This is a genomic window from Microcoleus sp. Pol10D4, assembly GCF_036701555.1.
Taxonomy (GTDB): Bacteria; Cyanobacteriota; Cyanobacteriia; order Cyanobacteriales; family Microcoleaceae; genus Microcoleus.
In genome coordinates this window covers 1-11,395 of the sequence record NZ_JAUBRA010000110.1, presented here as the reverse complement: position 1 = coordinate 11,395, position 11,395 = coordinate 1, and the positions used below count along the sequence as shown (strand labels likewise).

Sequence of the window (11,395 nt, the reverse complement as noted above, 5' to 3'; positions counted from 1 at the left end):
ATTTAACAAGCTCCTAAATTCACTTATCATGCTTTCCTACTTTTGTCAAGTTCTAATACTGTACCTACGCCCTAGGGCGAAAATTTATGCGGAAGTTAGCGAGATTTTGCATGGGGAAGCTGTACGTTTGCCGATCGTACATTCGCAGCCACTTTTAGGCAAACGCAAGAATATTCAAGGTTGGATTCCGAGTCCTTTGGGTTCTGAGTCTTTTGAGGATGTTAGTAAGTCTTGAAAACGGCGGGTTTTACCTGCATATATTGGTGTTGATACAAGGGGCGGGTTTTACGAGAAATATATGAAATAATTTAGTAAATTCATAAACCCGCCCTCTTCTCTTCGCGGTTCCCTAAGAAAAGGCGGGTTTATCCATATCCTTCGTTACTACAAATATTTTTCGTAAACCCGGCCCTACCAACCATATAACGATATGTGAAAATGCAGCCAAATCCGAGCGGAGCAAATCTATATTAAAAAAATGATTAATTACATTATTAAACGTTTGCTGGGACTATTCCCAGTCCTTTTCGGAATCACTCTGCTAGTATTTACTTTTTTGCATTTGATACCGGGAGACCCAGCTACAGTGCTTTTGGGAGAACGTGGAACTCCCGAACAGGTGGAAATGTTGAGAGTGAGATTAGGTTTGAATCAACCTTTGCATTTGCAATATTTGGCTTTTTTATGGAGTTTGATCCGCTTGGATTTGGGAAATAGTATTATTAGTGGTATTCCCATAATTGATGAAATTAGTAGTCGCTGGCCTGCTACTTTTGAACTGTCTGTGGTGGCGATGTTGGTGGCATTGGTTATCGGAATTCCGGCGGGGATTTTGGCTGCTGTTCGTAAAAATAGCTGGCTGGACAATCTCGCGATGAGTGGTTCGTTAATTGGCGTATCTTTGCCAGTGTATTGGTTGGGATTGATGTTGATTTATTTGTTTGCTGTTTATCTGAAATGGCTACCTCCTAGCGGGCGGATTAGTGTAGATTTGGGGTTTGGTTTTAAGTCGATTACGGGTGTTTATATTTTGGATGCGTTGCTGAGGTGGGATTTTGCGGCTTTGCGGGATGCGATCGCCCATTTAATCCTGCCAGCTTTGACTTTAGGAACTATTCCTCTGGCGATTATAGCTCGCATCACTCGTTCTGCGATGCTGGAAGTGCTTTCTCAAGATTACATCCGCACTGCGAGGGCGAAGGGATTACCGGAATATTGGGTGATTTTGAAACACGCTTTGAAAAATGCCTTTTTGCCGATCGTCACAACTATCGGTTTGCAGTTCGGCACTCTTTTAGGCGGCGCTATTCTGACTGAAACAATTTTCTCGTGGCCGGGAATTGGTTCTTGGATTTATAGCGGTATTCTGACGCGGGATTACCCAATTGTTCAAGGAGGAGTAATTTTTGTCTCTGTCACTTTTGTACTGATTAATCTGGCGGTTGATATTTCCTATGCTTTTTTCGATCCGAGAATTCAGTACCGTTAAGGAAAAGGAAATCAGACACGAAATGCTTGTTTAACATCCGGCCGCAGCAGGTAATAAATGCTAGCTACTGCAAAACCCAGAGTTAAGAAATTGACTGCTGTACCGCCGCTGCCCAACATTTTGGCAATTTGCGCGATGGTGGCGATGATATGGACAATTAATGTTCCCGTCCAAGCCCAATTTTTTAGTTGAAACAAACCCCAAGTTAAGAGTAAGGAGAGGAGGCCTAAAATAAAACTGATTCCCGCAAAAATTGCAATGAAGCCCCCGATTACAGTGCCAACTTTCGCCCCGCCGACAGCCGCACCTAGACCGCCAAAAATGCCAGCAAAAAGTAAGATGAACAAGCCGTCAAGGAGGCTGAATACGCCGCTAATTAGCTGCAAGATTGCCAGAACTGTAACGCTTTGAGGACGGTTCATTGTTTTTATTTTCCATTTTTAACGGATTTGAAAAATATTTTAACCTGTTGTGGGCACAGGGCGGATATGTATTCAAGATTTACGCACCGCTACCCGTGAAACCGGGTTTATGAGAATTAAGTGTGTCCATACTGGGTCGTTACGAGCGATTCACTGGCAGATCCCGCTGCGATCGCTAACACGAGTCCGCAATGACCTACTGTAGTCGATCGCCCGCTGCCAGATCCGCCTTTGTTGCTGCTGAGGATCGCGCTTCTCGATCCCAAAAATGATATTTTTTATTAAAATATATTTTTATTTGCCAGCAGCCAGGAGCGATTTTGTCTAGATCCACCTCTTTTGGCTGAAAAAACTTAACATTTTTTAATAACTTGCAAAGATTAGCTATAATTGTTTACAGGTGCTGGTTGGGGAACTTTTTTTAAATCACCCGATCGGATGAGTCTGAAAGACGATGCCAAGCATCAGCAAAAAATTTTACCTTAAAGGTAATCCTGAGATTAAATTAGGTGAGTCGGTATGATCGTTAGCCCTAAAAAGGAAACTGCTCAGGTCAAGGTGGAAGATACTCAGACTGTAGACACCAAGGCCGCAGAGACCAAAATTGCAGATAAAAAAACCGCCCAAAAGCAGTCTCCGAAGAAACCCGCGCGCAAACCGCAGCGGTGGGCGATTGGGTTGGTTGCAGCCGGGTTGCTAGCTGTACCGACCACAATATATATAGCAAAAAGTCGATCGCAGCCGAAAGTAGATGCGATCGCCACTATGACAGTGCCGGTGGAAGCGCAAAACCTCACCGTGCGGATCACATCCAGCGGCACGGTGCAGCCCGTACAGCGCGTCAATCTCAGCCCCAAAGGTTCCGGCCGCATCGCAGAATTATTTGTCGAACAGGGCGATAAAGTCGAAGCAGGACAAATCGTGGCCCGCATGGAAAGCCGCGATGTAGAAGCTCAACTAGCTCAAGCTCAAGCCCGCGAAGCCAGCGCGCGAGCCAAACTCGCCAAAATCGAAGCCGGGAATCGATCGGAAGACATCGCCAGCGCCCGAGCGCGCTTAGAGCAAGCCGAGGCCAGTCTCGCGCAAGTCCAAGCCGGCAGCCGCGTTGAAGAAGTGGCAGGAGCCAGAGCCCGCTTGCAGCAAACTCAAGCAGGCTTACAGCGACTGCGAGCCGGCAGCCGCGTTGAAGAAGTCAGCCAAGGGCGAGCTCGTTTAGCCCAAGCTCAAGCTCGTTTAGCAGATGCTCAAACCGGCAGTGTAAAACAAGAAATTGCCCAAGCACAAACGCAAATTGACTCGAGTAAAGCCCAAGCCGAACTAACCGCTCAACGGGTGGAACGCAATCGGCCGCTAGTGGAAGAAGGTGCTCTTGCTAAAGATAAACTGGATGAATTAATTAAAGAAAATCGTACTGCCCAAGCTCAATTAATAGAATCCCAAAGACGCGTGCAACAACTGCAAGAAAGTCGGGAGTCGCAAATTAAGCAACTGCAAGCTGCTGTGCAAGTCGAGCAGCAAGCATTGAAGCAATTGCAAAACGGCACGCGATCGGAAGAAATTGCGAGAGCCGAAGCAGAAGTTGCCGAAGCTAGAAGCAAATTAGCGCAGCTAGAAAACGGCAGCCGTCCAGAAGAAATCGCCCAAGCCGAAGCAGCAGTTGCTGAAGCAAAAAGCCAATTGAACGCACAAGAAAACGGTTCTCGCCCGGAAGAAATAGCTCAAGCTCAAGCTGAATTAGCCGAAGCTCAAGCTCAAGTCCGCTTTCAAGAAGTGCAGTTAGAAGATACGAAAGTTCGCGCTCCTTTTGCTGGAGTTATTACCCAAAGATATGCCATCCAAGGAGCTTTTGTAACTCCGGCAACTTCGGCATCGGAAGCTACTTCGGCAACTTCGACATCGATTGTCGCTCTAGCTAGAGATGTTGAAGTTTTGGCGAAAGTCCCGGAGGCTGATATCAGTCAAATTAAACCGGGTCAAGTCGTTGAAATAGTGGCTGACGCTTATCCAGATAAAGTGTTTAAAGGCCGCGTTAAGTTAATTGCGCCGGAAGCTGTTAAGGAACGGGATGTGACGCTATTCCAAGTGCGAGTTGCCATTGATACAGGCAAGGATTTCTTGCAATCGGGGATGAATGTAGATTTGAGATTTGTTGGTGAAAAGTTGAGCAATGCTTTAGTTGTGCCGACGGTGGCAATTGTGACTAATAAAGGTCAAACGGGTGTGCTAGTTCCCGATGAGAAGCAGCAGCCGAAGTTTAAGCCTGTGACTGTGGGATCGACTATTGGTAACAAGATTCAGATTTTGGAGGGTGCGAAAGCGGGCGATCGCGTTTTTACCGAACTTCCTCAAGGTAAAAAATTAGAGGATATTATCAAGAATCAGAAATAGGGCATAGGGCATGGGGCATAAGGCATGGGGCATTATTTATCTCGATCGCTATAGGGTGTTTTCTTTCCCCGGAGATCCCCCCTAACCCCCCTTAACAAGGGGGGGACAAGAGCAGTCGAAGTCCCTCTTAATAAGGGGGATTTAGGGGGATCTAGACTCGGCTACAAGCGAGTTTATTATGGGTTTAAATATTAAGTTGACACCAATAATCCCAATCCCAAATCTAAAATCTAAAATCTAAAATCTAAAATCGAATAATCCAATCCCAAATCTAAAATCTAAAATCTAAAATCGAATAATCCCAAATCTAAAATCTAAAATCTAAAATCTAAAATCGAATTATGGATATTGTTGAAAGCGTCAAAATGGCCGTCACAACTTTGATGGCAAACAAGCTTCGCAGCACCTTGACGATGTTAGGAATTATCATCGGCAATGCTTCTGTCATTTCGATGATCGGTATCGGCGAAGGAGCTCAAACATTTATCGAAGGACAGGTTAACTCTCTGGGTTCAAACTTGCTATTTATTATTCCCGGAAGTCCTGAAGCACAAAGCCGCCCGGTGATTCCGCCCCAGACTTTAGTAGTGGAAGATGCAGAGGCGATCGCATCTCAAGTTGCTTCTGTCCAAGAAGTCGCACCAACTCTCAATGACAGTCAACTCGTTACCTACCGCAACAAAAATGTCTCATCTTCCATTGTCGGAACTACTCCCGAATTTCTGACAGTCAGAAGCTTTGATGTTGGTCAAGGTCGATTTTTAAGCAAATTAGATTTAGAAAGACAAGAAAATGTAGTAGCTTTAGGATCGGAAGCAGCCGAACAATTATTTGGCAATACACAGCCAGTGGGTCAATACATTCGTATCAAAAATTCTAGCTTTCAAGTGATTGGAGTCATGCAGGCAAAAGGTTCCAGCTTTGGCGACAATCAAGATATGAACGTTTATTTACCGCTGACAACAATGGCCAATCGCATTGTTGGTCGCTCGTCTCCCTACGGTACAAAAGTAACATTTATTTCGGTTGCTATCAAAGATGAAACTATGATGCAAGCGGCCCAATTTCAAATAGAAAATCTGCTCAGATTGCGTCATAAGATAACTAAAGAAGATGATTTTACGGTCCGAAATCAGAAAGATTTAATGAAAACTTTGGGCAACATTACTGGTGGTTTGACCTTGATGTTGGCTTTCGTGGCGGCAATTTCGCTGTTTGTCGGCGGCATCGGGATTATGAATATCATGCTGGTTTCTGTTACCGAACGCACGAAGGAAATTGGGCTGAGAAAGGCGATCGGAGCTTCTCAGCAAGATATCCTGATTCAGTTTATGATCGAGTCTGTGATTTTGTCAGCAGCAGGCGGGGCGATCGGCACTGGATTTGGTATCGGCGGCGTGCTTTTAGTAGCTGCTTTTACTCCCCTGCAAGCTAGTGTTTCCCCAGTGGCGATCGCACTGGCAGTCGGTGTTTCCGGCAGCATCGGCTTATTTTTCGGCATCGTACCTGCAAAACAAGCTGCTAAATTAGACCCGATTGTGGCACTCAGAAGTGCTTAATTAGTTTGTTGACTGTTGACTGTTGACTGTTGACTGTTCACGGTTGACTGTTGACTGTTGACTGTTATAAAAATAACTCATAACTAATAACTCATAACTAATAACTCATAACAAAGTATGAATTTTATTGAAAGCGTCAAAATGGCCGGTCAAACGCTACTAGCCAACAAAACTCGCAGCAGTTTAACAATGATTGGCATGATTGTCGGCAACGCCTCAGTAATTGCAATGATTGGCATTGGAGAAGGAGCTCAAAAATTTGTAGCAGGACAAGTTCAATCCCTGGGTACAAACGTATTAATCGTGAGGCCTGGAGTTCCCAACGCTAGGCGAAGTACCATCTCAAGTGCGCCTCAAACACTTATAGTAGAAGATGCTAAGGCGATCGCAACTCAAGTCCCCTCTGTTCAAGGCGTGTCAGCAGAACTTAACAGTTCCGAAATAGTTCGCTACAGCAACAAAAATGTTTCGGCTCTAATTTTCGGCACGATTCCAGAATTTCTAGAAGTCAGAAGCTTTGAAATGGCAAAAGGGCGGTTTTTGACGGAACTCGATGTTAAGCAAAGTAACCAAGTTGTGGTTCTCGGTTCTGAATTAGCCCAGAAACTTTTTGGCAATACAAATCCCTTGGGCGAACAGGTGCGTATCCAAAATGTCAGCGTCAAAGTAATTGGAGTATTGGCGCCCAAAGGCACATCTTTTGGTACGAATTTTGATAATTCCGCCGCTGTGCCGATCACCACAATGGCTAATCGCATAGTCGGGCGGAAATCTCCCTACGGTTTAGCTGTCACGTCGATATTTATTTCGATTAAAGATGAATCGCAAATGGATGCGGCTCAGTTTCAGGTAGAAAACCTGCTGAGACTGCGGCACAAAATTACTACCGAAGATGATTTTACAGTCAGAAATCAGAAGGATTTAATGGCCAGAATGGGGGCAATTTCGGGCGCTTTGACTCTGATGTTAACTGCTGTTGCCAGCATTTCCTTATTAGTCGGCGGAATTGGGATTATGAACATTATGCTGGTTTCCGTCAGCGAACGCACTCAGGAAATTGGGCTCAGAAAGGCGATCGGGGCATCCCAACAAGATATCTTGTTTCAATTTATTGTCGAAGCTGTGATTTTATCCGCTGCCGGAGGGATAGTCGGTACTTGCGTAGGTGTCGGCGGTATTTTGCTTGTAGGCAATTTCACGCCCTTGCAAGCTGGAATATCACCCGTGGCGATCGCCCTTGCTGTCAGTGTATCCGGTGCAGTCGGCCTCTTCTTCGGCGTTGTCCCCGCCCGCCAAGCCGCCAGACTAGACCCGATCGCAGCTTTGAGAAGTGCTTAATCAATATATACTTACTCAGTTACACAATCCGCTCCCTTGATGGTGGTAAAAATTCTCTTGCTCTATCAAAATATAAAAAAAAATAGTATTTTTGTAAAAATTTAACAAAGTTGTAGTATTTAAGGCAGTTTTAATAACTGTGTTTTTGCGTAGCTTCAGACCGCAAAAGTTCATAATAAACCCGTTAAATATTAAAGATTCAATAAAGTTGTGTTGTGGTGTTTACTTCCCAGCCATAAAGCTTAATACTATTAAACTAGGGGTAAACACACTTAAGCATCTACAGAGTTTACGAAACCTTTGCACTTTAATCAAAATATCCAATAAATAAACATGGCATCCCTGACCCCCAGTGCTAAATTTGACTATCTCGAAGGAACCATCCAACCAGACAGATTTAACGCCTTGGATGGCAACGACATAATTTATGCCAACAGCGGAGACGACTATCTCGAAGGCGATGTCGGCAAAGACAAAATCTGCGGCGACCAAGGTAACGATACGATTGTTGGTGGTGCAGACGACGACATCCTCTGGGGGGGTAAAGGCAGCGACCTAATTAGTGGCGATTCCGGCAACGATATCATCTATCCGGGCGCAGGTAGCGATACCGTGAGCGGCGGCACAGGCGATGATATATTTGCCATTTCTAAAGGCAGCGGCGGCCCCACTGTAGCCACAGCCGACTACATCGCCGACTTCGGCAACGGCAATGACAAAATTCGATTGCTAGACGGCCTCAGCTTTGAAAATTTAAACATCCAGCAAGGCACCGGCGCCAACAGCAACAGCACCGTAATTCAAGACAAACTCACGGGCGAGTATTTAGTAGTATTGCCGGGAGTCAACAGCAACACAATCAACCGCGACCAATTCACAAATCAGCTATCGGGAAACCCTGTCATTGAGTGGAACGGAGTCATGCTGAATGCAGTGCGGACATCCAACACCCCGCCTCCCCTCGCCTCCCGCAACATGGCAATGGTTCACGCAGCCATTTACGATGCTGTTAACTCGATCAGCAAAAAATACACCCCTTACCTCGTGGAAATAGACCCACCTGCAGGTACATCAGCAGAAGCAGCCACCGCCGCGGCCGCCCACCGCGTCTTAGTCAACCTCTACCCAGCGCAAGCAGCCACATTCAACGAAGCATACGCATCGTCTTTAGCTAAAATTACCGACGGCAAAGCCAAACAAGACGGGATTGCCCTCGGACAGCAAGTTGCCGACCAAATTATCAGTTCGCGGAGTACAGACGGCATCACGAAAGTAGTGCAGCCCACCCCCTCAACCGGCCCCGGTAGTTGGGTGCCGACTCCCCCCGCTTTTGCCGCAGGCCTAGCGCCACAGTGGGCCGAAGTTACTCCCTTTGCGATGACTAGCGGTTCTCAGTTCCGCCCGCCCGGCCCGCCCGCCCTTGACAGCGCCCAGTACGCAGAGGAACTTAACTACGTCCAAGAAATCGGCAAAAGTGACAGCCTCACGCGCACCCCAGACCAAACAGTCATAGCCAAATTCTGGGCCAACGGCGCTGGGACGTTTACGCCTCCTGGTCACTGGAACCAAATCGCCGAAGAAACAGCGACTCTCACCGGCACATCCCTGGAAGATAGCGCCCGCTTGTTCGCCCTGCTAAATATTGCCCTCGCCGATGCAGCTATTAGCTGCTGGGATGCCAAGTATGAGTACAACTTCTGGCGGCCGGTGACAGCTATCGGCCAAGCGGAGACAGACAACAATCCCGAAACGACAGCCGACGCCCAGTGGACTCCGCTGCTAACTACTCCGCCGTTCCCTGAGTACACGTCGGGCCACAGTACCTTTAGCGGTGCTGCTGATCCTGTTATGAGTTCTGTATTTGGTTCGGATTACGGCTTTGGAGATCGGGGAGATCAATCTATCAACACTTTGCGAACCTACGAAAACTTCAGCGAAGCGGCCGACGAATCGGGCATGAGTCGCCTTTACGGAGGCATTCATTTCATGAGTGCTAACGTAAATGGTTTGAGTGCGGGTAGAAATGTGGGGAACTATGTTGTCCAGAATTTCTTAGTCTAGGAAAGTCGGGGCGGGTTTACGAGATTATTGGTTTGAGCTTACATCTTTCACCATTTTCAAGAACGGGTTCTGGGGCCCGTTCCACAAAACTCAATTTTATTGTGGAATGGGCCCCAGAGTCCGTTCCTAATTAGGGCTTGCTGAATAAAGACCAAAAGATTTACGATAGCTGGGTTATGCGATCGCGCGATCGTCCGTCAGGTCGCCGTGAAAAACAGGTAAAATAGGTCAAAACCCGTGCATTACCATTTGCGAGCCTGTACAGACAAGCGGAGCTTGCTCTCCTATCACCCTCCGACTTTGAACTCCCCTCATGTGGAAAGTTGTCACCAGATAACCGTTGGGTAAAAATAGCCGAACTCATTCAGTGGTCAGGGTTTGAAGCATATTCTGCTGAAAACTTCCCCACAGAAATGGGAGCCCGTGCCAAATCTTTTCGGATGGCGTCCGGGGCATTAATTATTAAGGAAAAATTAGGCATCAGCGATCGTCCAAGAGTAGAAAAAGTCCGCGACAACCCCTATCTGCAATACTTTATCGGTCCATCAACCTACAGTAATGAACTCGCATTTGACCCGTCACTATTGGTTCACTTACGACGGGCGTATTAGTGCGTACCTAATTAATAAAGTGAACGAATGGTCGAAAAATACGCGAAACCACTCCAGCCAGAACCAAAAAAAAGGATTCGGATGCTCAAAATGAGTCACCCCATCGAGGAAAATTAATCATAGATGCTCCCTCGGCCCCAGCCGATATTACCTATCCGACCGACTTAGGATTATTAAACAAAGCCAGAGTTTATACATAAAAAATCATAGACATCCTGTATAAACAGATCAAATATCAAACCAATAAAAAACCAAGAACCTACCGTAATAATGCCAGAAAAAATCACTTAGCAGTGGCGAAAAACAACTCTAATATATTTAAAAAAAACTAGCTCATATTCAAAATATAATCTAGTCAATCTATTTTAGATTTTAGATTAAAGAATTGAAGCATTGAGCCACGGATAAATTCGTGGGGCAAGTTTTATCGGATACAGGTTTTTTATTTCTGGGTACTGAGTCTCCGAAGGAATGAATCCGGCGGCTTGTATCCTGGATGCTTTCGGTCAGGTGTCACCCTAGAAATTATGAACCAAAAGCAGTATAAAACCAGTCTAGTCCTCACAGAAGTCTATCGCCAACAACAGTGGTTATTTAAAAATAACAAACAGAGCATAGAAGATAGAATAGTAAGTTTAAGCCAACCCCACATCAGTCCCATTGTCAGAGGGAAAGCCGGAAAAGCTGTAGAGTTTGGAGCAAAAATGTCAGCGAGTTGCTTACTCAGGATATGTATTTTTAGACCGGATGAGTGGGGATAATTTTAACGAATCGAGAGACTTGAAAGCCCTAATAGAAGCATTTAAAAGTTACACAGGATACTATCAGTGAATTAGTCCATGCAGCTCGCATTTATCGAACAAGGGAAAACCGAGCGGGCGTGTAAAGAAAGAGAAATTAGAATGAGTGGGTTTCCGTTAGGGAGGCCACCAGCAAATGTCAGTAAGGAAACAAAGAAACAAGCCTGGGAAGATGAGAGAATTGGTAACACTATTGAGGGCAAATTTGGGACTTGCGTAAACGAAGATTCAGCTTGAATCGCGTGGCGGCAAAACTTGATAATACTTCTAGTACAGCCATTGCTATTACTTTTTTAGTAATCAACCTTTCTACCTGGTTAAGACGGGTTTTTTGCGTTTTTTTATGTCAATAACCGAAAATTACACCTATTTACGGGTCAGTTATTATCAAAAAATATAACTGGACAAGTTAGAGAAAACAAAAAATTATGTTTCGCCGAACTAGAATCACCCATCAATTGCGATCGTGATTTTTCTTAACTTATTCAGCAAGCCCTAAATAACTTCCGACCAATTTTGGTTTGGGTTTTTTTTGCGGTATCGACGGTGATGCTGAATAAAGTTTGAGGTTGTCCGGATTGCGCTCGAATTCTCAGGAAGCTTAATTGGTAGATGCACCCTGATTAATTAACTCCCGACCAATTTTGGCCGGGTTTTTTTTGCGGTATCGACGGTGATGCTGAATAAAGTTTGAGGTTGTCCGGATTGCGCTCGAATTCTCAGGAAG

The 11,395-nt window shown here is 45.5% G+C and carries 8 protein-coding genes and 1 pseudogene; 7 read left to right on the top strand and 2 right to left on the bottom strand.

The genetic code is table 11. The annotated features are described in order from the left end of the window. A partial coding sequence (locus tag QUA36_RS29705) for a hypothetical protein (RefSeq protein ID WP_333459979.1) occupies window positions 1-235 on the top strand: 235 nt, incomplete at its 5' end. A 243-nt stretch (window positions 236-478) separates the two neighbouring features. Beyond that, a complete protein-coding gene (locus QUA36_RS29700; RefSeq protein ID WP_333459978.1) occupies window positions 479-1,489 on the top strand; it encodes an ABC transporter permease in 1,011 nt (336 codons plus the stop codon). An 11-nt stretch (window positions 1,490-1,500) separates the two neighbouring features. Here the strand turns inward: QUA36_RS29700 and QUA36_RS29695 are convergent, their stop codons facing one another. Together QUA36_RS29695 and QUA36_RS29690 are read right to left on the bottom strand one after the other, a co-directional pair. After that, window positions 1,501-1,911: a hypothetical protein gene (locus QUA36_RS29695; RefSeq protein WP_333162282.1), complete on the bottom strand. Its 411-nt coding sequence runs from the start codon at window positions 1,909-1,911 to the stop codon at window positions 1,501-1,503. Window positions 1,912-2,027: 116 nt separating this feature from the next. Next, complete coding sequence (locus tag QUA36_RS29690) at window positions 2,028-2,177, bottom strand: hypothetical protein (protein ID WP_333459977.1); 150 nt, start codon at window positions 2,175-2,177, stop codon at window positions 2,028-2,030. A gap of 253 nt (window positions 2,178-2,430) precedes the next feature. Here QUA36_RS29690 and QUA36_RS29685 point away from each other — a divergent pair, with 253 nt between their 5' ends. The 5 genes and pseudogenes from QUA36_RS29685 to QUA36_RS31495 all read left to right on the top strand — a co-directional run. Next, on the top strand, window positions 2,431-4,299 hold the full coding sequence (locus QUA36_RS29685; protein WP_333162278.1) for an efflux RND transporter periplasmic adaptor subunit: 1,869 nt from the start codon (window positions 2,431-2,433) through the stop codon (window positions 4,297-4,299). Between the two features lie 341 nt (window positions 4,300-4,640). After that, window positions 4,641-5,858, top strand: coding sequence for an ABC transporter permease (locus QUA36_RS29680; RefSeq protein ID WP_333162275.1), 1,218 nt, complete (start codon window positions 4,641-4,643; stop codon window positions 5,856-5,858). Window positions 5,859-5,975: 117 nt separating this feature from the next. Next, complete coding sequence (locus QUA36_RS29675; protein ID WP_333459976.1) at window positions 5,976-7,196, top strand: ABC transporter permease; 1,221 nt, start codon at window positions 5,976-5,978, stop codon at window positions 7,194-7,196. 333 nt (window positions 7,197-7,529) lie between these two features. Then, window positions 7,530-9,257, top strand: a complete 1,728-nt coding sequence (locus QUA36_RS29670) for a chemotaxis protein CheB (RefSeq protein WP_333459975.1) — start codon at window positions 7,530-7,532, stop codon at window positions 9,255-9,257. 257 nt (window positions 9,258-9,514) lie between these two features. Next, a pseudogene (locus tag QUA36_RS31495) lies at window positions 9,515-11,015 on the top strand (IS5 family transposase); the annotation flags it as partial. Between the last annotated feature and the right edge of the window lie 380 nt (window positions 11,016-11,395).